The 22657-nt window shown below is 69.1% G+C and carries 23 protein-coding genes and 2 tRNA genes; 11 read left to right on the forward strand and 14 right to left on the reverse strand.

Annotated elements, in window-relative coordinates; all coding sequences use genetic code 11:
* Positions 1-481, forward strand: a 481-nt coding sequence (locus tag BN10_RS10785; protein ID WP_040751492.1) for a cobalamin biosynthesis protein CobD/CbiB, incomplete at its 5' end; no start/stop codon positions are given.
* Here BN10_RS10785 and BN10_RS10790 read toward each other — a convergent pair.
* Positions 417-1070, reverse strand: a complete 654-nt coding sequence (locus BN10_RS10790) for a precorrin-6A/cobalt-precorrin-6A reductase (protein WP_010851280.1) — start codon at positions 1068-1070, stop codon at positions 417-419. The genes BN10_RS10785 and BN10_RS10790 overlap by 65 nt on opposite strands.
* A gap of 60 nt (positions 1071-1130) precedes the next feature.
* On the opposite strand from BN10_RS10790, the gene BN10_RS10795 reads away from it, so the two are divergent.
* The gene (locus BN10_RS10795; protein WP_010851281.1) at positions 1131-1667 is read left to right on the forward strand and encodes an NUDIX hydrolase family protein; all 537 of its coding nucleotides are present in this window, start codon (positions 1131-1133) and stop codon (positions 1665-1667) included.
* Between the two features lie 3 nt (positions 1668-1670).
* On the opposite strand, the gene BN10_RS10800 is transcribed toward BN10_RS10795, so the two are convergent.
* Positions 1671-2435, reverse strand: a complete 765-nt coding sequence (locus BN10_RS10800; protein ID WP_010851282.1) for a lysophospholipid acyltransferase family protein — start codon at positions 2433-2435, stop codon at positions 1671-1673.
* A 25-nt stretch (positions 2436-2460) separates the two neighbouring features.
* Positions 2461-2784: a hypothetical protein gene (locus BN10_RS10805; RefSeq protein WP_198014049.1), complete on the reverse strand. Its 324-nt coding sequence runs from the start codon at positions 2782-2784 to the stop codon at positions 2461-2463.
* Here BN10_RS10805 and BN10_RS18090 point away from each other — a divergent pair.
* Together BN10_RS18090 and valS are read left to right on the forward strand one after the other, a co-directional pair.
* Positions 2695-3087 carry a S8 family serine peptidase gene (locus tag BN10_RS18090; RefSeq protein WP_040751498.1) on the forward strand — a complete coding sequence of 131 codons (393 nt, stop codon included), beginning with the start codon at positions 2695-2697 and terminating at the stop codon, positions 3085-3087. The genes BN10_RS10805 and BN10_RS18090 overlap by 90 nt on opposite strands.
* Positions 3088-3129: 42 nt before the next feature.
* Complete coding sequence (gene valS / locus BN10_RS10815) at positions 3130-5778, forward strand: valine--tRNA ligase (protein WP_010851284.1); 2649 nt, start codon at positions 3130-3132, stop codon at positions 5776-5778.
* A 58-nt stretch (positions 5779-5836) separates the two neighbouring features.
* Here the strand turns inward: valS and BN10_RS10820 are convergent, their stop codons facing one another.
* From BN10_RS10820 to BN10_RS10840, 5 genes are all read right to left on the reverse strand, one after another.
* Positions 5837-6523: a hypothetical protein gene (locus BN10_RS10820; protein ID WP_010851285.1), complete on the reverse strand. Its 687-nt coding sequence runs from the start codon at positions 6521-6523 to the stop codon at positions 5837-5839.
* A gap of 34 nt (positions 6524-6557) precedes the next feature.
* Positions 6558-7841: an ATP-dependent Clp protease ATP-binding subunit ClpX gene (gene clpX / locus BN10_RS10825; RefSeq protein WP_010851286.1), complete on the reverse strand. Its 1284-nt coding sequence runs from the start codon at positions 7839-7841 to the stop codon at positions 6558-6560.
* A gap of 198 nt (positions 7842-8039) precedes the next feature.
* Entirely contained in the window at positions 8040-8687 is a 648-nt protein-coding gene (locus BN10_RS10830) for an ATP-dependent Clp protease proteolytic subunit (protein ID WP_010851287.1), read from the reverse strand.
* 26 nt (positions 8688-8713) lie between these two features.
* On the reverse strand, positions 8714-9337 hold the full coding sequence (locus BN10_RS10835; protein WP_010851288.1) for an ATP-dependent Clp protease proteolytic subunit: 624 nt from the start codon (positions 9335-9337) through the stop codon (positions 8714-8716).
* A 126-nt stretch (positions 9338-9463) separates the two neighbouring features.
* Positions 9464-10699, reverse strand: a complete 1236-nt coding sequence (locus tag BN10_RS10840; RefSeq protein WP_010851289.1) for an MFS transporter — start codon at positions 10697-10699, stop codon at positions 9464-9466.
* A 115-nt stretch (positions 10700-10814) separates the two neighbouring features.
* Here BN10_RS10840 and BN10_RS10845 point away from each other — a divergent pair, with 115 nt between their 5' ends.
* Positions 10815-11903: a substrate-binding domain-containing protein gene (locus tag BN10_RS10845; protein WP_010851290.1), complete on the forward strand. Its 1089-nt coding sequence runs from the start codon at positions 10815-10817 to the stop codon at positions 11901-11903.
* Positions 11904-11942: 39 nt separating this feature from the next.
* Here the strand turns inward: BN10_RS10845 and tig are convergent, their stop codons facing one another.
* Positions 11943-13304, reverse strand: coding sequence for a trigger factor (gene tig, locus BN10_RS10850; RefSeq protein ID WP_010851291.1), 1362 nt, complete (start codon positions 13302-13304; stop codon positions 11943-11945).
* Between the two features lie 329 nt (positions 13305-13633).
* Here tig and BN10_RS10855 point away from each other — a divergent pair, with 329 nt between their 5' ends.
* Entirely contained in the window at positions 13634-14578 is a 945-nt protein-coding gene (locus tag BN10_RS10855; protein WP_010851292.1) for a zinc metalloprotease, read from the forward strand.
* A gap of 22 nt (positions 14579-14600) precedes the next feature.
* Here BN10_RS10855 and murI read toward each other — a convergent pair whose 3' ends face one another.
* Both murI and BN10_RS10865 read right to left on the reverse strand, forming a co-directional pair.
* Positions 14601-15422, reverse strand: a complete 822-nt coding sequence (gene murI / locus BN10_RS10860) for a glutamate racemase (RefSeq protein ID WP_010851293.1) — start codon at positions 15420-15422, stop codon at positions 14601-14603.
* Between the two features lies 1 nt (position 15423).
* Positions 15424-15494: transfer RNA gene (locus BN10_RS10865), tRNA-Gly, on the reverse strand.
* A 107-nt stretch (positions 15495-15601) separates the two neighbouring features.
* Here BN10_RS10865 and BN10_RS10870 point away from each other — a divergent pair.
* A tRNA-Pro gene (locus tag BN10_RS10870) sits at positions 15602-15675 on the forward strand.
* Between the two features lie 35 nt (positions 15676-15710).
* Positions 15711-16400: a tRNA (guanosine(46)-N7)-methyltransferase TrmB gene (trmB, locus tag BN10_RS10875; protein ID WP_010851294.1), complete on the forward strand. Its 690-nt coding sequence runs from the start codon at positions 15711-15713 to the stop codon at positions 16398-16400.
* Here the strand turns inward: trmB and BN10_RS10880 are convergent.
* From BN10_RS10880 to BN10_RS10890, 3 genes are all read right to left on the reverse strand, one after another.
* Positions 16384-17478 (reverse strand): PP2C family protein-serine/threonine phosphatase, encoded by a 1095-nt coding sequence (locus BN10_RS10880; protein ID WP_010851295.1) that lies wholly within the window; start codon positions 17476-17478, stop codon positions 16384-16386. The two genes, trmB and BN10_RS10880, sit on opposite strands and share 17 nt — an antisense overlap.
* A 133-nt stretch (positions 17479-17611) precedes the next feature.
* Positions 17612-18088: a ribose-5-phosphate isomerase gene (locus BN10_RS10885; protein ID WP_010851296.1), complete on the reverse strand. Its 477-nt coding sequence runs from the start codon at positions 18086-18088 to the stop codon at positions 17612-17614.
* A 29-nt stretch (positions 18089-18117) separates the two neighbouring features.
* Positions 18118-18726: a mycothiol-dependent nitroreductase Rv2466c family protein gene (locus tag BN10_RS10890; protein WP_010851297.1), complete on the reverse strand. Its 609-nt coding sequence runs from the start codon at positions 18724-18726 to the stop codon at positions 18118-18120.
* A 33-nt stretch (positions 18727-18759) separates the two neighbouring features.
* Here BN10_RS10890 and pepN point away from each other — a divergent pair, with 33 nt between their 5' ends.
* The 3 genes from pepN to BN10_RS10905 are packed head-to-tail and all read left to right on the forward strand — an operon-like array spanning position 18760 to position 22618.
* Complete coding sequence (gene pepN, locus BN10_RS10895) at positions 18760-21306, forward strand: aminopeptidase N (protein ID WP_010851298.1); 2547 nt, start codon at positions 18760-18762, stop codon at positions 21304-21306.
* Entirely contained in the window at positions 21306-22235 is a 930-nt protein-coding gene (locus BN10_RS10900) for a mechanosensitive ion channel family protein (RefSeq protein WP_010851299.1), read from the forward strand. Before pepN ends, BN10_RS10900 begins: the two co-directional genes overlap by 1 nt.
* A complete protein-coding gene (locus BN10_RS10905; RefSeq protein ID WP_010851300.1) occupies positions 22232-22618 on the forward strand; it encodes a globin in 387 nt (128 codons plus the stop codon). Before BN10_RS10900 ends, BN10_RS10905 begins: the two co-directional genes overlap by 4 nt.
* Positions 22619-22657: the final 39 nt, after the last annotated feature.

Consider the following 22657-nt stretch of genomic DNA (forward strand, 5'->3'; position numbering starts at 1 on the left):
GGGGGTGCCCGGCCTGCTCTCCTATCGGGCGATCAACACCCTCGACGCCATGATCGGCCACCGATCGCCGCGGTATCGCGAATTCGGTTGGGCCGCAGCCCGACTCGACGATCTCGCCAACTGGCTCCCAGCCCGGTTGACCGTCTTGAGCACAGCGATCGCCACCGGATCGACCTCCGGGGCGCGCCACGTCCTCACCGTCGTTGCCCGCGATGCGCCGGCACACCCGAGCCCGAACGCCGGGCCGGTCGAGGCCGCCTTCGCCGCCGCTCTGGGTGTCTCGCTGGGCGGATCGAACACCTATGACGGTGTGGTCGAGGACCGCGGACGCCTGGGCGACGGGCCCGCGGTGACGGTCGCCGACCTGGGCCTCGCCGTGCACCTCGAGCGGAGCATCGGGCTGATCTCGCTCGGCCTCATCGTGGTGGCTCGGGGCGTCGTGGCTCGTCGCCGATCCCGCCGGTCGCGGCGAGCCAACTGAGGCAGCCGGCGACGTCATCGATCGTCACCAGATCCCTCGGCGCCGGTGGGCGAGCCACCACGACGACCGCGACGCCCAGCTCGGCGGCGGCGTCGAGCTTGGCGCTGGTGTAGGCGCCGCCGGAGTCCTTCGTGACCAGGACGTCGATGCGGTGTCCTCGCAACAGGTCGAGCTCACGGTCGAGGCAGTAGGGCCCACGATCCAGGACCACCGTCCAGCGCGGCGGGACCTCCCCGTCCAGGGGCTCCACGACGCGGACGAGGACGTCCCGGTCGGTCCACCCTGCGAAATGGGGCAGCGCCAGCCGCAGCGCGGGCACACCCGCCAGGCTTGCGGCGGCAACGGCGTGCGCGGTCATCGTCGTCGCGAACGGATGCGTCGCGTCGATGAGATGGGTGAATCCCCCCTCGCGGAGGGTGTCGGCCAGCCCGTCCACGCCGCCGAAACCGCCGATGCGAACCTGGCCCACCGGCATACGCGGACGGGTGACGCGACCCGCCAGCGAGGAGACGAAGTCCACCCCCCTGTCGTGCAGCGCGACGGCCAAGGCCCGCGCTTCGGCCGTTCCACCCAGCACCAGGACCCGCACCCGGCGATGCTAACCCGCCCTGATCCACCACCTGTGGGCCACCCTTGGCACAATCGCCTCATGCCCCTCGAACTGGATCGTGACAGCGCCTGGCTGAGCCGTGAGGACCTGGATCAGGCTCGGGAGAAGCTGCCGATCCTCTATGTCGACCTCGTCCCGGTGCGGGTCGACGAGCGCGGCACCGTGACCGGGATCGGCCTGCTCCTGCGGGTCAACGAGGACGGCCGCATCACTCGCGAGCTCGTCTCCGGCCGCGTGCTCCATCACGAGCGGCTGCGCGACGCCATCCTGCGGCACGTCGAGAAGGACCTCGGGCCGATGGCCCTCCCCCGCATCCCGCTGAGCCCGCAGCCGTTCACCGTCGCCGAGTACTTCCCCACTCCCGGCGTGACGCCCTTCCACGACCCCCGCCAGCATGCGGTCTCACTCGCCTATGTCGTGCCCGTGGCTGGTGACTGTGCGCCGCAACAGGACGCACTCGACCTCGCCTGGCTCACCCCGGACGAGGCCCGCGACCCCGCCCTGCTCGCCGATCTCGACCGCGGCCACGACGTCCTGCTGCGTCAGGCCCTGGCGCACCTCGGGCACCCGGTCTGATCGTCAGGAACTGGATCCGCGGTTGAACTTGTCGACCCTGCGCGTCATGTCGTGGTGGTCACGTTCGTGGGCCTGCTCCGGCGTCGGCGCCGTCCCGCCGAGGCGGGCCGGCAGGTAGCGGAGGTCGTCACCGGTCATCCGCGGGTATGCCGCCTGCTGGGCAGCAAGTTGCCCGGCCATGGCCAACCGCAGCTGCTCGGTGGCCTCGTTGAGGTCGGCGTCCGCGGCCAGGTGCATGGGCTGCCCCACGGTGATGTGGATCGGCGTGTTGCTGCGCAGCCGATGCTTCGGGGCGTCCTTGGTCCACACCCGCTGGCTCCCCCAGAGCGTCGTCGGCAACAACGGCACGCCACCGTCGCGGGCGATGCGCGCGGCTCCACCCTTGAAGGGCTTGAGCTCGAAGGACCTGGACATGGTCGCCTCGGGGAAGATCCCGACGATCTCGCCGGCACGCACCGCGGCCAGACCCGCCTCGATCGCTCCCTGCCCGGCATGCCGATCGACGGGGATGTGCTTCATCCCTCGCATCAGGGGGCCGGTCACCCGGTGCCCGAAGACCGACTTCTTGGCCATGAAGCGGACCAGGCGGCCGCGCGGCCGGGCCGCGAGGCCGGCATACGTGAAATCGAAGTAGCCGGTGTGGTTGATCGCCATGACGGCACCGCCCACCGCCGGGACGTTCTCCTCACCGAGGATGGTGAACCTCAGCCCCTGGAGGAAGAAGACGGTCCGCGCCAGGCCGATGACCGGCGTGTAGGGGAACTCCATGGCGCCACCCTACGCGAGCGTAGGTTCACTCGTGGGCCGAAGGCTGGAGGGCCAATTGGAGGACCTGATCGCCCAGTTCGCGCGAGACGATGCGGCCACGGCCGGGGGGTTGGGGCGTCCCCTTGATCCGGCCGACGAGGGCACCTTCGTCCGGGCTCGAGCTGAGCATGAGGCCCGGTGCCGCGAGGTCGCGCATCGCCTGGATCACCGGCTCGTAGAGTGCTCGCGACGCACCACCGGAGCGACGCGCGATCACCAGGTGGAGGCCGACGTCGCCGGCTTGGGCGCTGAGTGGGATGAGTGGTCGCACCTGCTGTTCGCCAACCGTGCCTGGGGGGACTGTGGCCATGACGGCGCACTCTCCTCGAGCTATGCGACAGCGCTGGTGAGTGGCTCTGTCGCCCTGCTCCGGCAACGCTTCCCCCAGGAGTCCGCCGCCCAGATCATCCACCGACTCGAGGTGACGGCCAGCAGACCCCAGCGGGACGCGCGAGACGAACCCCAGGCCCTTGATCTGACTCCGGTCCCCGATCCCAACGCCGACCAGCGCCAGACCACGCTGTGGCTGCTCCTCGGCACCGGGAGCACCGTCCTGGCGCTCGGCATGTGGGGCATGATTCGGCGGGCCCGCCGCGAGACCGAGCGGGCCTGACGCACGTCCGTGACCCGGTCCACCATCTGGGAGAATCGACCCATGACCGCTGACTCCACCTCATCGAGTGCTGCCCGGATTCCCGAGCGCCCGTCCCTGGACGGGCTGGAGGACAGGTGGACGCAGGTATGGCGCGAGCAGGACACCTACGCCTTCGACCGCGACCGCGCGTTGGCCGGTGAGCGCGGCGAGGTCTTCTCGATCGACACTCCCCCGCCCACGGCCTCCGGATCGCTGCACATGGGGCACGTCTTCAGCTACACGCACACCGACTGCATGGCGCGCTACAAGCGGATGCGTGGTTTCAACGTCTTCTACCCGATCGGCTGGGACGACAACGGCCTTCCGACCGAGAAGCGCGTCCAGAACTACTACGGCGTGCGCGGCGACGCCTCACTGCACCACGACCCCGACTTCGTGCCGCCCTTCGAGGGCAACGCGAAGTCGACCAAGTCCGCCGACGAGAAGCCGATCAGCCGGCAGAACTTCATCGAGCTCTGTGACGTGCTCACGGTGCGCGACGAGGAGGCCTTCGAGAGCCTCTTCCGGCGGATGGGCTTCTCGCTCGACTGGTCGATCTCCTATCGGACGATCGACGACCACTCACGGGCGACCTCGCAGCAGGCGTTCCTGCGCAACGTGATTCGCGGCGAGGCCTACCAGTCCGAGGCGCCCGGCCTGTGGGATGTGACCTTCCAGACGGCCGTCGCCCAGGCCGAACTCGAGGCGCGGGACTACCCCGGCCACTACCACCGCGTCGCCTTCCACGGTGCCGACGGCCCGATCTTCATCGAGACCACCCGACCCGAGCTCATCCCCTCGGTGGTCGCGCTCATCGCCCACCCCGATGACCAGAGGTATGCCGCGCTCTTCGGTTCCACGGTCACCTCACCGCTCTTCGGGGTCGAGGTGCCGGTGCTGGCGCACCCGGCCGCCGAGCCGGACAAAGGCGCCGGCATCGCCATGTGCTGCACCTTCGGTGACCTCACCGACGTGCAGTGGTGGCGCGATCTGCAGTTGCCGACCCGGTCGATCATCACTCGGACCGGTCGAATGCAGGCCGAGACACCCGAATGGCTGGCGGGCGGCCCGGGCGCCGGTCTCTACGCCGAGGGCGTCTCCGGCAAGACGGCCTTCTCGGCCCGTGAGGCGATCGTGACCGCGCTTCGGGACTCCGGCGACCTCGACGGCGAGCCGACTCCGACGCAACGCAAGGCCAACTTCTACGAGCGGGGCGAGAAGCCGCTCGAGATCGTCACCACCCGTCAGTGGTACATCCGCAACGGTGGGCGGGAGGCCGACCTCAACGCCAAGCTCTTCGGGATGGGTCAGTCCGTCGCCTTCCACCCGCCCTTCATGCAGGCCCGTTACGCGAACTGGGTGGCCGGCCTCTCCGGGGACTGGCTGGTCTCACGACAGCGCTTCTTCGGGGTGCCGATCCCGGTCTGGTATCCCGTCGACGAGCACGGCGAAGTCGACCACGACCACCCGATCCTGCCCGCCGAGAGCGACTTGCCGGTCGACCCGGCCGCCAACCCGCCCGCTGGTTACGAGGAGGCGCAACGCGGCATACCCGGTGGGTTCGTCGGCGACCCGGACGTCCTCGACACCTGGGCCACTTCCTCGCTCACCCCGCAGATCGCTGCCGGGTGGCGCGGCGAGGGCGCGGACGGCACTGGCGAGAGCCCACTGTTTGCCAAGGTCTTCCCGATGGACCTGCGTCCACAGGCGCACGACATCATCCGCACCTGGCTCTTCGCGACGGTCGTGCGGTCCTTCTGGGAGCACGGGACGGCACCGTGGACGAACGCCGCAATCAGCGGCTTCATCCTCGACCCGGACCGCAAGAAGATGAGCAAGTCCAAGGGCAATGTCGTCACGCCCGAGGACGTCGTCAAGGAGCACTCGGCCGACGCTGTGCGCTACTGGGCCGCCAGCGGTCGCCTGGGGACGGACGCGGCCTACGACATCGGCCAGATGAAGGTCGGGCGGCGGCTGGCGATCAAGGTGCTCAATGCCAGCAAGTTCGCGCTCGGCTTCGGGGACGTGACCGGTGATCTCGCGGCCCAGGTCACCGACCCGCTCGATCTGGCGCTGTTGGCCCAGTTGCGCACCGTCGTCGAGCGGGCGACGGCCGGCTTCGAGGCCTGGGACTACACGCGGTCCCTGGAGGCCACCGAGACCTTCTTTTGGTCCTTCTGCGATGACTACCTCGAGTTGGTCAAGGACCGCGCCTACGGCTCGCGCGGTGAGGAGGGCGCGGCGAGCGCTCGCGCGACCCTGCGGCTGGCGCTGGACGTCGTGCTGCGGCTGCTCGCGCCGATGCTTCCCTATGTCACCGAGGAGGTCTGGTCCTGGACGCACGAGGACTCGATCCACCGCGCGTCGTGGCCCACGGTGCTGGAGTTGCCTGCCGGCGGTGACCCCGAGGTGCTCACGGCCGTGGCCGGCGCCTTGGCGGCGGTCCGCAAGGTGAAGTCGGAGGCCAAGGTCGGCATGCGCGCCGAGGTGACCGCGCTGACGCTGACCGGCCCCGCGGCATCCCACGACCTGGTGCGTGCGGGTGAGGCCGATCTCCGGGCGGCCGGCCGGATCACCGGCGAGTTGCGCCTGGCCGAAGGACCCGAGGGAGCGGAAACCGTCGGCAGCGACGCAGTACTCATCCCTGTCGAGAAGCCCAAGACCCCCTAGCCCTTGTGTCCGCGTCGTGCGTCGCCGGAGCGACGAAAGACGCGGACGCAAGGGGGTCTCAGGCGGGGGCGGGGTCGAAATCGGTCGCCGGCACTCGCACGGTCCGGCGCCCGTAACCCACGGGCTGGATACTGAACCACGCCACGTCCCAGCCGGACAGCCCCAACCGGCGTTCGACCATCGCGTCGCGCCGGAAGTGGTCGACGCGGCCGGTGCCCGGGTCGTAGACGTCGAGCATCCGGTCACCGTCACCGGGAAGGATGAGGACGACATGCCGGGGCAGGGTGGACGCGCCGACGTAGAGCAGCCCCGGCTCGCCCTCGGCCACCACGTCGACGAGCCGGTCGAAGGACTGGCGTAGCGCGTCGGCATCGTCAGGGCGCAGCACCTCGACGGTGTAGTCCGTCCCCCGGCGCGCGGCACCGAACTCCAACTCGCGCTTGGCGCCCCAGGGCGGCGTGCCCAGGGCGCGCGGCCACGGCACGTTGAGGTGCAGGCCCGCGGGGAAGAGCCCATTGGTCCGCCGCTGCACGACGCGCTCGTAGGCGGCGAACCGTTCGCCTTCGGTGTCACCGGTTGGGGCACCGGGGAGGTGCGGTCGGCCGGTGCGGATCCACGAGGCGAACGCCGGATCCACCAGCATGCGTGCCACCGTCAGGCAGGCCGATCCGCAGGTGACGGGCGACTGCTGCACCGGACCGCGGTCACCGCTGCGCAATCGGTATGCCGTGCTCACGGCACCCATCGTGGTCGGTCGAGGCGCCTTCGCGCCACCAGCATCAGGCGCTGCGCTTGCGCGGCGTGCGCTTGCGGGTCTCCTCGCTGCGGCGCACGATCGTCGGCAGCACCTTGGCCTCGACCGTCTCCTGGGTGACCACGACCTTGGCGATCTCGTCGTCACTGGGGACGTCGAACATCATGTCGAGGAGGACCTCCTCCATGATCGCCCGTAGACCGCGAGCACCCGTGCCTCGCTCGTGTGCCTTCTTCGCGATGGCCGTAAGGGCATCCGGCTCGAACTCGAGCTCGACGCCGTCGATGGCGAACAGTCGCGCGTACTGCTTGGCGAGCGCATTGCGAGGCTCGGTGAGGATCCGGACGAGGGTCTCCTCGTCGAGGCCCTCGAGGGCCGTGATGACCGAGAGGCGACCGATGAACTCGGGGATGAGCCCGAACTTCATCAGGTCCTCGGGCGTGGTCTCGGCGAACATCGAGTCCTGGTCCTTGGGCGTGTGCAGTGCCGCGCCGAAGCCCAGGCCCTTCTTGCCGGTGCGGGACTCCACAATCCGGTCCAAGCCGGCGAAGGCGCCACCGACGATGAACAGGACGTTGGTCGTGTCGATCTGGATGAACTCCTGGTGCGGGTGCTTGCGCCCACCCTGCGGAGGCACCGAGGCCGTCGTGCCCTCGAGGATCTTCAGTAGCGCCTGCTGGACACCCTCGCCGGACACGTCACGGGTGATCGAGGGGTTCTCAGCCTTGCGCGCAACCTTGTCGATCTCATCGATGTAGATGATGCCGGTCTCGGCCTTCTTGACGTCGTAGTCGGCGGCCTGGATGAGCTTGAGAAGGATGTTCTCGACGTCCTCACCGACATAGCCGGCCTCGGTGAGCGCGGTCGCGTCGGCGACAGCGAACGGCACGTTGAGCATCTTGGCGAGGGTCTGCGCGAGATAGGTCTTGCCGGAGCCCGTCGGGCCGATGAGCAGGATGTTGGACTTGGCGAGCTCGACATGCTCGGGGTCCTTCTTGCTCGTCAGGCTCGCCTCCGCCTGGATGCGCTTGTAGTGGTTGTAGACCGCGACGGCCAGGGCACGCTTGGCGCGATCCTGACCGATGACGTATTCGCCGAGGAACGCGTGGATCTCGCGCGGCTTGAGCAACTCCCCCAGGCCGACGTCCGAGGACTCGACGAGCTCCTCCTCGATGATCTCGTTGCACAGGTCGATGCACTCGTCGCAGATGTAGACCATCGGCCCGGCGATGAGCTTCTTGACCTGCTTCTGCGACTTGCCGCAGAAGGAGCATTTGAGCAAGTCGCTGCTCTCTCCCACACGTGCCACGGTTCACCCTTCCTGACGCCAGATCGTCGGACCGACGCTACCTGCGCCACCTGCCCCACACGCTCATTGAACGCCCGTGGCGGGAGACGCGTCGCGTTTGTCCGCTGTCAGCGCAATGTCCTTCACCCGTTCTGCACGGGTATGCCGCGGGGCCGGGTCCCAAGCGGAACCCGGCCCCACGGCATACCCCAAGAGGCGTCAGTTGTTGGCCTTGCGGCTCTCCAGGACGACGTCGATCAGGCCGTAGTCCTTGGCCTGGTCGGCGGAGAGGATCTTGTCGCGCTCGATGTCCTTGCGGACCTCCTCGACGTCCTTGCCCGAGTGCTTGCTGATCGTGTCCTCCAGCCAGGAGCGCATGCGCAGCACCTCGTTGGCGTGGATCTCCAGGTCGGAGGCCATGCCGCCGGTGCCCTCGATGGCGGGCTGGTGGATCAGGATGCGGGCGTTGGGCAGGCCGAAGCGCTTGCCCTTGGCGCCGGCACCGAGCAGCACGGCGGCCGCCGAGGCGGCCTGGCCGATGACGAAGGTCTGCACGTCGGGCCGGATGTACTGCATCGTGTCGTAGATCGCCGTCATCGCCGTGAACGAGCCACCGGGGCTGTTGATGTACATGAGGATGTCGCGGTCCGGGTCCTGGGACTCGAGCACGAGCAACTGCGCCATGACGTCGTCGGCGGAGGCGTCGTCGACCTGCACCCCGAGGAAGATGATGCGGTCCTCGAAGAGCTTGGTGTAGGGGTCCATCCGCTTCATGCCGTAGGAGGTGCGCTCCTCGAAGTTCGGCAGGATGTAACGGCTGGTCGGCGCCGGCACCTGGAGTCGACCGGTGATGTCAGGGAAGGTCATGTCAGGTCTCTGCTCTCTCGCCACGGTCACTTGTCGGTGACCGGGTTGTCGGACTTCGGGCCGTCGGCGGCGCTGGTGAACACGTGGTCCACGAAGCCGTAGTCCTTGGCCTCGGACGCCGTGAACCAGCGGTCGCGGTCGGAGTCCTTCTCGATCTGGTCGACGCTCTGGCCGGTGTGCTGGGCGATGAGCTCGGCCATCTGCCTCTTGATGTGCAGCAACTGCTCGGCCTGGATCTTGATGTCCGAGGCCGTGCCGCCGATGCCACCGGAGGGCTGGTGCATCATGACGCGCGCGTGCGGGGTGGCATAGCGCTTGCCCTTGGTGCCGGCGCTGAGGAGGAACTGTCCCATCGACGCGGCCATGCCCATGGCGACGGTCGCGACGTCATTGGGAATCCACTGCATGGTGTCGAAGATCGCCATGCCGGCCGTCACCGAGCCACCGGGGCTGTTGATGTAGAGCCAGATGTCCTTCTCCGGGTCCTCGGCCGCGAGCAGCAGCATCTGGGCGCAGATCGCGTTCGCATTGTCGTCGCGCACGTCCGAGCCGAGGAAGATGATCCGCTCCTTGAGGAGGCGGTTGTAGATGTGGTCGTCGAGGCCGGTCTGGGGTCCCGGGCCGGCGGCCACGATGTCAGGGGTGCTCACGAAGGTCTCGCTCCTGTCGACACGATGGGGTCTGGCTTGTCAGTGACCCTAACGCGCCGCTCCCCCGGTCCACTCCCGGGTGTGGCCCGTGTTCGCCCTGAGCACAACGGCCAGTATGCCGCGGGCTCAGCCGACCGGCTGTGCGGGCTCGGCCGCGTGGTCGACCGCCCGTTGCGGCTCGCGGGTCACCGGGACGATGAGGAGCGCCAGGATGGCGCCGGCCCCGACGACGGTGAGGGACTTGAGCACACCCCAGTGGTCGCCCAGGAAGCCCAGGAGGGGAGGACCGGCGAGGAAGGCGGCATACCCGATGGTGGCGATGACCGACATGCGGGCGGCGGCCCGAGCCTGGTCGTCGGCAGCGGCGCTCATGCCGACCGGGAAGCCGAGCGAGGCACCGACACCCCAGATCGCGGCACCGACGAAGGCGAGCCAGGCGTTGCCGAAGATGACCATGGCCGAGCCGATGATCGCCAGGGTGAAGCAGACGCGCAGGACGGGGACGCGACCGTGCTCGTCGAGCAGTGAGGTGCCGACGATCCGGCCCACGGTCATGCAGGTCAGGAAGGTCGCGAAGGCCAGGACGCCCGCCCAGGTCGGGAGCTGGTGTCCCTCGTGGAAGGCAACGGCCAGCCAGTCGTTGGCGGTGCCCTCGGTGAAGGCGGCGACCAGGACGACCAAGCCGATGAGCAGGGTTCGGGGCTCACGCCAGGCCGAGGCGGACTTCTCCCCGGTCGTGGCCTTGTGGGCAGCCGTCGCGCCCGCGGCCGTCGCCTCGTGAGGAAGGCAGGAGCGCAGGGCCCACAGGCCAGCCACCGTGACCAGGACGGCGACGACCGACAGGTGCGCAAGGATCGGCACGTTGGCCCACGACAGTCCGGCACCGAGCAGGGCAGTGAGCACCGTGCCACCGCTGAAGGCGGCGTGGAAGTGCGGCATGATCGCGCGCCCGAGGTGGCGCTCGACGTCGGTGGCCTCGAGGTTCATCGCGACATCCCAGCCGCCGACGCCGACCCCGAGGAGGAAGAGCCCGCCCATGACCACCGGCCGCGAGGCAAAGGTGTCGACGCCCAGACCGACGACGACGGCGCCCAGAGCGGCGGCGATCATGCCCGCGCGGATGGTGCGGACGACGCCGAAACGCTCGACGACCCGACCGGTCAGGGGAAGGGCGAGGACCGAGCCCACCGACATCGCGAAGAGGGTCGCCCCGAGCTCGCCGGCGCCCAGGCCGAGATCGTTCTTGGCGTCAGCGATCCGACTCGCCCAACTCGCGAACGCCACGCCCGCGAGCAGGAAGAAGGCGAAGGTGGCGAGCTTGGCGCGCTCCAGCGTCTGGCGGTCGACGGCGACGGGAGTCATGGCGTGTCCTTGCAAGAGGTGTCGAATCGTTTCGAGTTCAGTGTGCTGGTGAGCACAGAGTCCTGTCAAAACAGAGGCCCATGAGCACCCGAATCGTTTCGACTACAGTGGGCTCATGACCGCACCACGCCCTCGACGCACCACCCTCAAGAGGGTCGCCGAGCGCGCCGGAGTGTCGCTCTCGACCGCCTCTCTGGTGTTCAGCGGGAAGGGCCCCGTCTCCGAGGAGACAGCGGCCCGAGTGCGGACGGCAGCGACGGCACTGGGCTACCGCGGACCCGACCCGGTCGCCTCCTCCCTGAGGGCAGGGCGCAGCGGCGTGGTCGCCGTCGTCGTCGAGTCCCCGCTCACCCTCGCTTTGCGTGATCCGTATGCCGTCCAGGTCCTCGACGGGCTCGCCGACGAACTCGGTCGCGACGGGCTCGGCCTCCTCCTCCTGGCCCAGGACCCGCACGACCTCGACGAGCTCGGCGCACGCACCGCCACGATGGCCATGGATGCCGCGATCTTCCCGTTCTGTGGCCCCTCGACCAACCCGCTCGTCGAGACTCTCGCCGGCCGAGGCATCCCGATCATCGGCAGCGGGGCCCCGGAGGACACCCGCGTCACCCACGTGCGGGTCGACGAGGCCGCCGCCCAAGGCCTGGCCGTCCGCCATCTTCTCGAGTTGGGGCACGAGCGGATCGGTCATATCACCCTGCCGCTGCGGCCTCACGCCACGACGACCGGGGTCCAGGCCATGGAGGTCGAGCACGCGGCATACCCCGATGCGCGGGAGCGAGCCCGAGGGTTCCTTGCCCTCGTCACCGGCCCCGTGGTCCAGGCCGCCGCTGCCGATGTGACCGAGGGTGAGGCGGCGGCGCGCCTGCTGCTCGGCCTGCCCGAGGACGAGCGACCGACCGCGATCGTCGCGCAGTCCGACCTGCTCGCGGCCGGCGCAATCCGGGCCGCGACCTCACTGGGCCTGCGCGTCCCCGAGGACCTGTCGGTCACCGGCTTCGACGGCATCGACGTGCCCTGGCTCGACCAGACCCTGACGACGGTCGACCAACCCGGTGCGGAGAAGGGCCGAAGGATGGGTGCAATGGCGCGCGCTGCGATCGGCGGCGACGCGCCAATCGCCACCAGTTATGACGTCATGTTGCGGCGCGGCACCACCTCGGGCCCCCCCAAACGCTTGCGTCCGCGTTTTCCGTCGCTGTAACAACGGAAAACGCGGACGCAAGGGATCAGCGGCGGCGGCTCAGGCCTTGGCGTCGGTCTCCTCGACCACGTCCTCGACAGCCTCGACGTCCTCGGCAGCAGCCCCGGTGGCCCCGTCGGCCTCGGCATCCTCGGCCTCCGGAACCAACTCGTTGAGGTCGACGGCGTTGCCCGAGGCATCCGTCACGGTCGCCTGCTCGAGGACGGCGGCGAGCGCCTTGCGGCGGGCCACCTCCTGGACCATCGAGCCGATCTGGCCCTGGCTGTCGATCGCCTGGGCGAACTGGTTCGGGTCCATGCCGTACTGCTGGGCACTCATGATCAGGTACTCGATGAGCTCGGGCTGCTCGACGTTGACCTCGAGCTTCTCGGCGAGCGCGTCGAGCAGGAACTGGGCCTTGAGGGCCTTGCGGGTGTTCTCGTCGACCTCGGCGCGGTGCTCGTCGTCGTCGAGCCGGTTCTCACCCTCGAGGTGGCTGTTGACCTCGTCCTCGACGATGCCGTCCGGCACCGGGACCTCGGTGACCTCGAGCAGGTGCTCGAGGACCTTGTCGCGGGCCTGGACGCCCTGCTCGAACTTCTTGGCCTGCTCGGCCTGGCTGCGCAGGTCGTCCTTGAGCTCGTCGAGGGTGTCGAAGGGGCTGGCCAGCTGGGCGAACTCGTCGTCGAGCTCAGGGAGCTCACGGACCTTGACGGACTGGACGGTGACGGTGCAGTCGGCGTCCTGGCCCTCGTGCTCGCCACCGGCGAGCGGAGCGGTGAAGGTCTTGGTCTCGCCGGCGGTCATGCCGACGAGCGCATCGTCCATGCCCTCGAGCATGTTGCCGGAGCCGACCTCGTAGGAAATGCCCTCGACGGAGTCGATGTCGGTGTCACCGATCCGGGCGGCGAGGTCGATCGAGACGTGGTCACCGGTCTCGACCGCGCGGTCGACCCCGACGAGGGTGCCGAAACGCTGACGCAGGTCGGTCAGGCGCTCCTCGACGTCGTCGTCACTGACGGCGACGTCGTCGACCTGGACGGTGATCCCGTCGAGCTCCGGCAGCTCGATCTCCGGGCGCACGTCGGTCTCGACGGTGAACTCGAAGTCCTCGCCGTCGGCGAGCGGCACCGCGGTCACCTCGACGTCCGGGCGACCGATCGCCTTGAGGTTCTCGGCCTCGGCGGCCTCGGCGAAGAACCGCGGAAGCGCCTCGTTGACGGCCTCCTGGACGACCGCGCCACGGCCGACGCGCTGGTCGATGATCCGCGAGGGCACCTTGCCCTTGCGAAAGCCGGGGATCTGGATCGAGGACGCGATCGTCTGGTAGGCCTTGTCGAGCTCGGGCTTCAACTCGTCGAACGGCACCTCGACGAGCAGCTTGACCCGGGTCGGGCTGAGGGTCTCGACGGCACTCTTCACTTCACGCACTCCACTTGGGATCGATGTCAGGGCTTTGCTGCGGTATGCCGCGGGGCCGGGCTTCCCCGGCCGCCTCCCCAAGTGGGTGGGCACGCGTGGCGAGCACGCGGCATACGTGACCACTCATGCTAGCCGCCGCGGCTGCCGGGGCCGAATCGCCCCACACCTCCGGGCCGGGCCGGATCGTCCTCGAGAAGTTGCAGCGAGGTCTCGACGCTGGCGGTGCGAACAGCCGACTTGCGAGCTTGTCGTCCTGATTCCCTCCGCGGTGGCTACAACGCGAGTAGGTTGCGACGCGGACTGACCCGCCCCTGCCTGCCGGAGGATCCATGCGCATCACCAAGACCGCGTTCGCCGTCACTGCCCTCGTGCTCGGCACCGCTCTGAGCGGCTCGGCAGCCGCGTCCGCAACGCCACTGACAGCGTCCACGGGCGCCAGCCAGTGTGACCCCGGCGCAGGGCGACTGGCCAAGGGCGCGACGGCCAAGGAGCCGTCGCTCATCCGGGACAAGAGCGAGGCGAACGCCTATGGCGTGCTCAAGGACTACCCACGCGCCGCGAATGGCTCCGTCACCATCCCGACCGTCTTCCACGTCGTGTCCGACCATGCGCTCAGCGCCGCCGAGACGACCCGGTGGACCACGATGATCAACGCCCAGGTGCAGGTTCTCAACGACTCCTACTCCGGCAGGACCGCGCCGGATGCCGCGGACAGCCCGTTCCGTTTCCGCCTCGACAAGATCACCTGGACCGTCAACCCGGCCTGGTACACGGTCGAGCCGGGCAAGAACGAACGCGACATGAAGAAGGCGCTCTACGAGGGTGACTCCCGCACCCTCAACGTCTACTCCGCCAACATCGGCGGCGGTCTGCTCGGCTGGGCGTACTTCCCCAAGGGCTACAACAACGGTCGCGACTACATCGACGGCGTCGTCATGCTCGACGAGTCCATGCCCGGTGGCACGGCCGGAAAGTACGCGCTGGGTGACACCCTCACACACGAAGTGGGGCACTGGATGATGCTCGACCACACCTTCAACAAGGGCTGCTCGGCCGCGGGTGACTATGTCGCCGACACCCCGCGGGAGGCCCAGGCCCAGTTCGACTGCCCCGAGGGCGCCGACACCTGCACGGCCCCCGGCCTGGACCCGATCCACAACTTCATGGACTACACGCAGGACTCCTGCATGGACATGTTCACGCCCGGTCAGGTCGAGCGGATGAACGATGCCTGGTTCGGCTTCCGCGCGAGCGGGACCGGCGGCAAGAGCTGACGCAAGGAGTGGTGTGAGGGGGCTAGGGCATCGACGGCGAGGGCGGCAGCGACACGAAGAGCTCCCCCAGCTCGCTGCCCAGACCCAGGAAGCGTGTAGCGAGCCTGCGGAACTCGGCCGGGTCGCCGGTCGTGGTGAAACCGTGCGTCGGCGGCGGCAGATCGTCAGCGCGGAGCAGGTCGTGCTCCCGCAACACGCGATACACGTCCTTGGCGGTCTCCTCCGCTGAGGAAACCAAGGTGACGTCCTCACCCATCTCGTAGGAAATGACACCAGTCAGGAGCGGATAGTGCGTGCATCCGAGCACCACCGTGTCGACGTCGGCCGCCTTGAGCGGAGCCAGATAGTCGGCCGCGACGGCGGCAAGCTCGGGACCGGAGGTCACTCCGGCCTCGACGAACTCGACGAAGCGCGGGCAGGGCACGCTCATCACGGACAGATCGGGTGCCGCGGCGAAGGCGTCGAGGTAGGCACCCGACTGGTGCGTGCCCATCGTCGAGATGACACCGACGCGGCGATTGCGGGTCGCCCGCACCGCCCGCCGGGTCGCCGGCCGGATCACCTCGATGACCGGCACGTCATAGCGTTCGCGGGCATCGTGCAGGACCGCCGCGCTCGCGGTGTTGCACGCGATGACGAGCATCTTCACGCCGTGGTGGTCGAGTCGGTCGAGGCAGTCCAGGGCCAGGGCTCGGGTCTCGGCGATCGGTCGCGGCCCATAGGGCGCGTGGAGGGTGTCGCCGAGGTAGGCCACCGACTCATGCGGCAGCTGGTCGAGGATCGCCCGGGCGACCGTCAGGCCGCCATAGCCGGAGTCGAAGACTCCGATCGGGGCATTGCGCACGAGCGGGCGACGAGAATCGAACTCGCGTAATCAGTTTGGAAGACTGAGGCTCTACCATTGAGCTACGCCCGCGCACCCCGTCAGCTCGCACCGCGGGGGCCGCACCAGCGTAATGGTCGGCCGGGGCAGACCGAAATCCCGTCCGAAGCACTCCCCGGTGGCGCATAGGATGACCGCACCGGGGTGTAGCGCAGTTTGGTAGCGCATTGCGTTTGGGACGCAAGGGCCGCAGGTTCAAATCCTGTCACCCCGACTGGGCGTGGTGGATCCCTCATAGGCTTGCGCCTCGTGTCCATCCGCAAGCAACTCGATCATGTGCCCCGACCAGGTGTGCGCACCTTCACCCCACGCTGGCGCACCTCCCCCCTGACGGCCGAGCGCATGGAGCGCCTCCTGCCCGAGGTGCAGGTGCCGGAAGGGCCGCTTGACCCGGCCGCTGCGTTCGGGCGCCGTGCACCCTTGGTCGTCGAGATCGGTTCCGGCCACGGCGCCGCCGCCATTGCGTATGCCGCGGCGCACCCCGAACACGATCTCCTCGCCCTCGAGGTGCACGTCCCCGGCGTCGCCCGGATGCTCGCGGCGGCCGAGGTGGCCGGTGTGACCAACGTGCGCGTGCACCGCGGCGATGCCCTGCCCTTCCTGGACGAGCGCGTCGCGGCCGGGTCGGTGTCAGCCGTCCACCTGTTCTTCCCCGACCCTTGGCCGAAGAAGAAGCACGCCAAGCGGCGTTTCGTGCAACAGCACACCCTCGACCTGCTCCTCCGCCTGCTCGACGAGGACGGCGTGCTGCGCATCGCGACCGACCACGACGTCTATGCCGAGCACGTCCTCGAGCAGGTGGCGGCACACGGAGGGTGGAGCGTGCACAGCACGAGCCGGCCGCCCTGGCGCCCCACCGACGGCTTCGAGGCCAAGGGCCTGCGGGCCGGCCGGACCATCACCGATCTGACCCTGGTGGCGCTCAGACCCGTCGGATGAAGAAGGCGGCCCGGTCGTCGCTCTCGCCCGATCGGGCTCCGGCGACGACCCCGTCGGCGACCCCCATGCGGCCGGCCACGAGGATGCCGGAGGCGACCCCCAGCATCCGGTCCAGTCCGTCGATGAGGTCTCGCCCTCGACTCTCCACCACCCCGTCCGAGTACATGAGGAGGCCGTCGCCCGGCGCGAGCTCGCCATGGGCCAGGGGAAATTCCGCGCCGCCGAAGACCCCGAGGAGCGGACCGGGCACGGTGGAGTCCAGCAGCCAACTCGCTGTCCCCGAACGGAAAACCGCAGCCGGCGGATGACCCGCGCGCGACACGGCATACCGGCCGGTGTCGAGGTCGAGCCAGAGGTGCACCGCGGTCGCAAAGCCCTCATCCCACCGCTGGCGCAGCAGGTAGTCGTTGGCGCGCGTGAGGAAGGTCTCGGGCGGCACCGAGCCGAGCAATCCGCTGAAGGCACCGGAGAGGTGGAGGGAACGGGATCCGGCCTGCCGCCCCTTCCCACTGACGTCGACGAGCGCGACCTCCAGATGGGAGGAGTTGATCGGCAGCGAGGTGACGAGGAAGTCGCCCGCGAAGCCTTCGCCGTTCGCGGCCGCAATGGCGAACTCCGCGCTCCACCCGGAGGGTAGTGGTGGGATCTCGGCCGTGCGCTCCAGCCGGTCCCGCAGGTCGACGAGGAGGTTCTCGCCGGTCAGGCCGCGGATGCCCAGGCGCGCGCGGGAGGTGGCGACGACATACATGATCCCGAGCAGCGCGAAGGCGGCGATGACCACGAGCGGGCGGTGCTGGGTGTAGGCGTCGAGCGTGAGGACGAGGCCGTTGAGCGCGAAGACGTGATTGAGGCGCTGGATGCGCAGGAGCAGGCCCGCAAGCAGGATGAAGGGGGCCACCGCCAGCGGCGGCACGGCGTGTGGCCAGCGCCAGATGCTGAAGCCGGTGATCGCCGTCCCCAGCATCAATCCGACATAGAGGACGGTGTCGGCATGGCGGCGAAAGCCTCGTTCGGCGACGAATCGCCGCGCCGCGTTGCGACTGCGTCGGCGCGTGACGACGCGTGCAGGACCCGCCACGTGAGCTCGCCTCAGTCCTGTTGTCGACCGGCGGACCGCCATTGCGGTCGCCTTCTGCATCATGCACCAGCGGTCGTGCCGCCGTAAAGCCGCAGGTCAGAGGCGGTCTCAACGAGCCCGCGGCTTTTCACCCCTAGGGGTGGGAGGGCAGCGGGGGGAGAGTCCCATCGCTCTCGTAGGCCTCGAGCATGTCGATCCGCCGCTGGTGACGCGCCTCGCCGGTGAACTCGGTGACCAAGAAGACCTTCACGATCTGTTCGGCCTCCTCGAGAGCGGTGAAGCGGCCTCCAAGGGAGAGGACCCGGGCATCGTTGTGCAGCCGGGCCAACTCGGCGAACTCAGGGGTCAGGCAGAGGGCCGCGCGCAGCCCCTTGACCTTGTTGGCGGCGATCTGCTCGCCGTTGCCGGAGCCGCCGAGCACGATGCCCAGGCTGCCCGGGTCCGCCGCGACGGCCTCGGCCGCTCTCAGCACGTAGACCGGGTAGTCGTCAGCGGCGTCGTAGGTGTCCGGCCCGTGATTGATGACCTCGTGGCCCTGCTCGGCGAGGAAGGACAGCAGGTGCTGTTGCAGGTCGTATGCCGCGTGGTCGCCGCCGATGTGAACGCGCATGTCAGGTGCCTCTCGGGTCTGTGGAGCAGTCAGTCGAAGATGGGGTCGTCGGTCCGCGACCGCTTGAGCTCGTAGAAGCCGGGGGTCCGGGTCACCAGGACCAGTCCGTCCCAGAGGTCGAGCGCCGCCTGGCCCTTGGGGGCCGGCGTGACGACCGGCCCGAACATCGCGGCACCATCGATGTCGATCGTCGGTGTGCCGACGTCCTCCCCGACCTTGGCAATGACCGCCGCCGTGCCCTCGCGCAGGAGCGTCTGGGTGGCGTCGGCGTCGATCTCGGCCTGGCTGACCGGGGCCACCGCGGCCTCGGCGAAGGCATCGGCGATGATCGCGTCGTAGTCGCGCCGACCCTGCGGATGCACGCGCGTGCCGATCGCGGTGTAGAGCGGTGCGGCCACCTGTGGCCCGTCGCGGAGAACGGCCGCCGCGATGGCTCCGCTGAGGTCCTGGCGGGTCGCGATGAAGTCCCGGTAGCCCTGGTCGATGTCCCGGTCCTCGTTGAGGTAACGCAGGCTCATCAGGGCCCAGGTGAGGTCCAGGTCGCGGTGCTCGGCGACCTCGGACATCCATCGCGAGGTCATCCAGGCCCAGGGGCAGGCCGGGTCGAAGTGGAAGGTGACGGGGAGAAGTTCTGGCATGGCCACATCCTGCCCGATGAGAGGATGGCGCCCATGCCAGGGACCAACCTCACTGCCGTCGAAGCCGCCGCGCGGGCCACCCTTGTCTCGGTGACCGAGCAGCACGTCACCCTCGACCTGACGACGTCGGACTCGACCTTCGCCACCACCAGCCGCATCGCCTTCACGTGCGCGCACCCTGGCGCGTCCACCTGGATCGATTTCGTCGGCGCCTCCATCGAGAAGGTGACCCTCAACGGGGTCGAGCTGCCCGCGGCATACGAGGACGGGCGGGTGACCATCGCGGGACTGGCGGCTGACAACGTCCTCGTCATCGAGGCAACGGGAAAGTACACGAACACCGGTGAGGGCCTTCACCGCTTCGTCGACCCGGTCGACGACGAGGTCTACCTCTACAGCCAGTTCGAGGTGCCGGACAGCCGGCGGATGTACCCGGTGTTCGAGCAGCCCGACCTCAAGGCCGAGTTCACCTTCACGGTGACGGCACCCGCCCATTGGCAGGTCGTCTCCAACTCCCCCACTCCCGAGCCGGTGGCCGTGAGGGAGGGCGTGGCACGGTGGGAGTTCACGCCGACCGAGCGGATCTCGAGTTACATCACCGCGATCGTCGCGGGCCCCTACGACGTCGTCCGCGACGTCGCGGCTTCGCGACGCGGGGACGTGCCGCTCGCGATCTACTGCCGCAAGTCACTGACCCAGTACCTCGACGCCGACAACATCTTCGAGCTCACCAAGCGCGGATTCGCCTTCTTCGAGGCCGAATTCGACTGCGAGTACCCCTTCCGCAAGTACGACCAGCTCTTCACGCCCGAATACAACATGGGGGCCATGGAGAACGCCGGGTGCGTGACCATCAACGAGATGTACGTCTTCCGGTCCAAGGTGACCGAGGCGCTCGTCGAGCGCCGCGCGCTGACGATCCTGCACGAGCTGGCGCACATGTGGTTCGGCAACCTCGTGACGATGAAGTGGTGGAACGACCTGTGGCTCAACGAGTCCTTCGCCGAGTGGGCTTCGACGACCTGCCAGGCCGAGGCCACGGCCTGGACCGACGCGTGGACGACCTTCCAGACCCATGAGAAGGACTGGGCCTACCGTCAGGACCAGCTCTCGTCGACCCACCCGATCGTCGCTCCCATCCGTGACCTCGCCGATGTCGAGGTCAATTTCGACGGCATCACCTACGCCAAGGGCGCGTCGGTGCTCAAGCAACTGGTCGCCTATGTGGGTCGCGACGCCTTCCGCGACGGGCTGCGCGCCTATTTCGCCAAGCACGCCTGGGGCAACACCACTCTCGACGACCTCCTCACCGAGCTCGAGGCGACCTCGGGCCGCGACCTACGCGCCTGGTCGACGAAGTGGCTCGAGACCGCTGGTGTCAACACCTTGCGACCGGTGGTCGCCGTCGACGACCGCGGGCTCTACTCCTCGGTCACCCTCGAGCAGTCGTATGCCGCGGGCTACGACACGCTGCGACCGCACCGTCTCGCCGTGGGCACCTACCGCCTCGTCGACGGGGTGCTGGAGCGGACCTCGAGGATCGAACTCGACGTCGAGGGCGAGCGCACCGAGGTGGCTGAACTGATCGGCACCGAGCAGCCGGACCTGCTGCTCGTCAACGACGACGACCTGGCCTACGCCAAGATCCGTCTCGACGAACGGTCCCTGGCCACCGCCCTGGGCAACCCGCGGGCCTTCACCGGCTCGCTCCCCCGGTCACTGGTCCTGGCCAGCGCGTGGGACATGACCCGCGACGGCGAGATGGGTGCGCGGCACTTCGTCGACCTCGTCCTGTCCGCGCTTCCCGGCGAGTCGGACTCGACCCTCCTGCGAACCCTGGTGCAGCAGCTCACCACCGCGGTCGCCATGTATGTCGACCCCGCGAGACGCGCCGACACTCGCCGCCAGACCCTGGCCCGCCTGTGGGACCTCGCTCGCGCCGCCGAGCCGGGCAGCGACGCCCAGTTGCAGTTGGTGTCGGCGGCCTCCTCCTTCACCACCACCGGTGACGACACGGCATACCTCTCGGGGTTGCTGGACGGGAGTGAGGTCATCGACGGTCTCGCGGTCGACACCGAGTTGCGTTGGGCCCTGCTCACCGGTCTGGCAGGCGCCGGTGCCGCCGACGAGGCAGCCATCGCGGCAGAACTGAAGCGCGACGACACCGCGACCGGCCGCGAGCGCGCCGCACGGGCCCGCGCGTCGATGCCCACGGTGGCGGCCAAGGAGGCGGCTTGGCGCGCCGCGGTCGTCCAGGACGGCCTGGCCAATGCGACGGTGGAGGCGCTCGCCCTGGGCTTCGGGCGGCTGTGGGACACCGACGCCTTGCAGGGCTTCGTGGCGCGCTACCACGAGATGCTCGCGGGCATCGAGCGCAAGGGATCACACGCGCTCGTCGAGGCGATCGTCTACGGCTTCTATCCGCGAGCGCTCGCCGATGAGCGGCTCCGGGATGCGACGCGCACTTGGTTGGCCGAGCACCCGGAAGCCCCTGATGCCCTGCGCCGTCTGGTGACCGAGGCCGTCGACCCGATCGACCGGGCTCTGCGGGCGCAGGCCCGCGACGCCGAGGACGCCTGATGCCCGACCTCTGGGGCGGGGTCGCTGCCTGGGAGACCTTCTGGGATCGACTGGTGACCTGGGTGATCGGTGACGGCTTGCGCGTCCTGCTCACGCTCGTGCTCGCCCTCGTCGTGCGCTGGCTGGCCCACCGAGCCATCAATCGGGTGGTCGGCCTGATGACGAGCAAGTCGGTCGAGAAGGTGGGCTCGTCGGGCCGGGCCGGGCGCGTCCTCGCGCAGGCCGCGGGGCTCGCCCACCAACGGCACGTGCAACGGGTCAACACCCTGGGCTCACTGCTGCGCAGCGTCGTCACCTTCGTCGTCACGCTGATTGCGGTCCTGACCGTCATGGCGCTCGTGGGCCTGCCACTCGGCCCCCTGCTGGCGTCGGCCGGGGTCGGCGGTGTCGCGCTCGGTTTCGGCGCGCAGAGCCTGGTCAAGGACTTCCTGTCCGGTGTCTTCATGATCTTCGAGGACCAGTACGGCGTGGGCGACGTCATCGACACGGGCGAGGCGATCGGGACCGTCGAGGAGGTCGGCCTGCGGGTGACAAGGCTGCGCGACGCCAACGGTGTGGTCTGGTACATCCGCAACGGCGAGATCGTCCGGATCGGCAATCGCTCCCAAGGCTGGTCGACCGCGACCGTCGACATCCCGGTGTCGTATGCCGAGAACGCCGAGCGCGTCATCGCCCTCATCAAGGGTGTCGTCGCCGATTTCGACGCCGATCCGGCCTGGTCCGACCAGTTGCTCGAGGAGCCCGAGGTCGTCGGCGTCGAGTCGATCGCCGGTCAGACGATGACCATCCGCACCGTCGCCAAGTGCGCCCCGAACCAGAACTACGCCGTGCAGCGCGAGCTGCGGGAGCGGATCAAGGACGCGCTCGACGCCGCCGGTGTGAAGGCCCCACCCGGCATACCGTTTGGTGGGTTGGGGGGCCCGCGATGACCTTCTACGACGAGGTGGGTGGCGCCGAGACCTTTGCCGCCCTCGTGCACCACTTCTATGCCGGGGTCGCCGACGATGAGCCGTTGCGGGCGCTCTATCCGGAGGAGGACCTGGGCCCGGCCGAGCGCCGCCTGCGGATGTTCCTCGAGCAGTACTTCGGGGGGCCGACCACCTACTCGCAGGAGCGCGGCCACCCGCGGTTGCGCATGCGCCACGTCCCGTATGCCGTGACTCTCGACCAGCGCGACCGCTGGCTGCGCCACATGGTCGGCGCCCTGGAGACCGTGATCGTCGAGGGTGCGCCGATCGACGAGGCGCATGCCGACGCGATGAAGGACTACTTCGTGCGCGCCGCCGACTCGCTCGTCAACTCGCACGGCTGACCCCGGAACTCAACTCGCAGCCGACCACACCCATACCTG

It is taken from the genome of Phycicoccus elongatus Lp2 (assembly GCF_000367525.1).
GTDB classification, from domain to species: Bacteria; Actinomycetota; Actinomycetes; order Actinomycetales; family Dermatophilaceae; genus Phycicoccus_A; species Phycicoccus_A elongatus.

Excerpts from the sequence above, each read along its gene's own strand:
- BN10_RS10890 (WP_010851297.1), bottom strand. The coding sequence starts at position 18,726 with ATGCCAGAACTTCTCCCCGTCACCTTCCACTTCGACCCGGCCTGCCCC.
- BN10_RS10905 (WP_010851300.1), top strand. The coding sequence starts at position 22,232 with ATGACCTTCTACGACGAGGTGGGTGGCGCCGAGACCTTTGCCGCCCTC.
- BN10_RS10845 (WP_010851290.1), top strand. The coding sequence starts at position 10,815 with ATGACCGCACCACGCCCTCGACGCACCACCCTCAAGAGGGTCGCCGAG.
- BN10_RS10830 (WP_010851287.1), bottom strand. The coding sequence starts at position 8,687 with ATGACCTTCCCTGACATCACCGGTCGACTCCAGGTGCCGGCGCCGACC.
- BN10_RS10840 (WP_010851289.1), bottom strand. The coding sequence starts at position 10,699 with ATGACTCCCGTCGCCGTCGACCGCCAGACGCTGGAGCGCGCCAAGCTC.
- BN10_RS10855 (WP_010851292.1), top strand. The coding sequence starts at position 13,634 with ATGCGCATCACCAAGACCGCGTTCGCCGTCACTGCCCTCGTGCTCGGC.
- BN10_RS10800 (WP_010851282.1), bottom strand. The coding sequence starts at position 2,435 with ATGGAGTTCCCCTACACGCCGGTCATCGGCCTGGCGCGGACCGTCTTC.
- BN10_RS10820 (WP_010851285.1), bottom strand. The coding sequence starts at position 6,523 with ATGGGTGCCGTGAGCACGGCATACCGATTGCGCAGCGGTGACCGCGGT.
- BN10_RS10795 (WP_010851281.1), top strand. The coding sequence starts at position 1,131 with ATGCCCCTCGAACTGGATCGTGACAGCGCCTGGCTGAGCCGTGAGGAC.
- BN10_RS10900 (WP_010851299.1), top strand. The coding sequence starts at position 21,306 with ATGCCCGACCTCTGGGGCGGGGTCGCTGCCTGGGAGACCTTCTGGGAT.
- BN10_RS10805 (WP_198014049.1), bottom strand. The coding sequence starts at position 2,784 with ATGGCCACAGTCCCCCCAGGCACGGTTGGCGAACAGCAGGTGCGACCA.
- pepN (WP_010851298.1), top strand. The coding sequence starts at position 18,760 with ATGCCAGGGACCAACCTCACTGCCGTCGAAGCCGCCGCGCGGGCCACC.
- BN10_RS10885 (WP_010851296.1), bottom strand. The coding sequence starts at position 18,088 with ATGCGCGTTCACATCGGCGGCGACCACGCGGCATACGACCTGCAACAG.
- valS (WP_010851284.1), top strand. The coding sequence starts at position 3,130 with ATGACCGCTGACTCCACCTCATCGAGTGCTGCCCGGATTCCCGAGCGC.